The organism is Bifidobacterium sp. UBA6881, assembly GCA_002451435.1.
Taxonomy (GTDB): domain Bacteria; phylum Actinomycetota; class Actinomycetes; order Actinomycetales; family Bifidobacteriaceae; genus Bifidobacterium.
The window spans coordinates 59,873-60,806 of the sequence record DKCF01000082.1; the positions used below are offsets into that span (position 1 = coordinate 59,873).

A 934-nucleotide genomic window follows, 5' to 3' on the forward strand; every position below is an offset into this window, starting at 1 on the left:
TTCGGAATCATGATTCCGAAGCCCCCTGCCGTGATTGCGGGAGCGAAGTCTATGCTCACTGAGATATCGATTTATGATATAGCTCTTTGGCCAATTCCATGAGTTGTCTATCGGAGCCGGCTGGTCCGAGCAGACATGCGCCGCATGGTAGTCCATTGGCGTTTTGCAATGGGATGTTTATGGCGGGAAGTCCTCCGACGCCGGCGATTGAGGTCAGGCGCAACGTGCGTGCCCGCGCGTCTTCGATATTGGAGATGTCGCCGTTTGGCATGATCATCGGGGCGGTTGATGATGCCGTGGGAATAAGCAGCGTATTGTTTCCGACGATCTCGCGTATTGCAGATCGGGCCTGTTGCAGATGTTCCAGGCCGCGCATGTATTGCGAATGGGAAATATGCGAATCATGGTCGAATCTCGCAGCGATTTCGGGGGCGATGTCATTGTGGTGCTCGCTGATCCACTCACCGTTATTGCGCCATGCTTCAAAACCGCGTACCACTTGAAAAATCGAAAGGAAATTGTCGAGCATCATTGGATCGAACGGTGCCTGGTCGATGGAGCGCAGCGTATTGATGCGTTCATTGGACACTGCCGAGCGGACGCCATTGCAAAAATGGTCGAAAGCCTCATGGACGTCGGGAGTTACGCATTCATTAAGCTTGTCGCACATAAGAAGGGTGCGCGACAAGCTTATGCGGTCTCGATCCGGAATCAATGCATTGCCTGCGAAGGCGAGGGTCTGCGCGTCTCGGGTCATCCACCCTACGGTATCGAATGATTGCGAAAGGGGAAGTATCATATCTGTGCTGATGCGATTATGCGAGGTTCTGATGCCCCATAGTCCCTGATATGAGGCGGGGATGCGAATGGAACCGGCGGTATCTGTTCCAAGCCCGATATCGGCCTGACCGCACGCTACGGCTGAGGCGGGGCC

1 protein-coding gene is annotated in these 934 nt (G+C 54.5%); it reads right to left on the minus strand.

The window, feature by feature from the left end:
• Positions 1 to 55 precede the first annotated feature (55 nt).
• Positions 56 to 934 (minus strand): amidase family protein (locus tag B3C64_RS06565; RefSeq protein ID WP_291534576.1); only part of this gene is annotated, 879 nt, incomplete at its 5' end.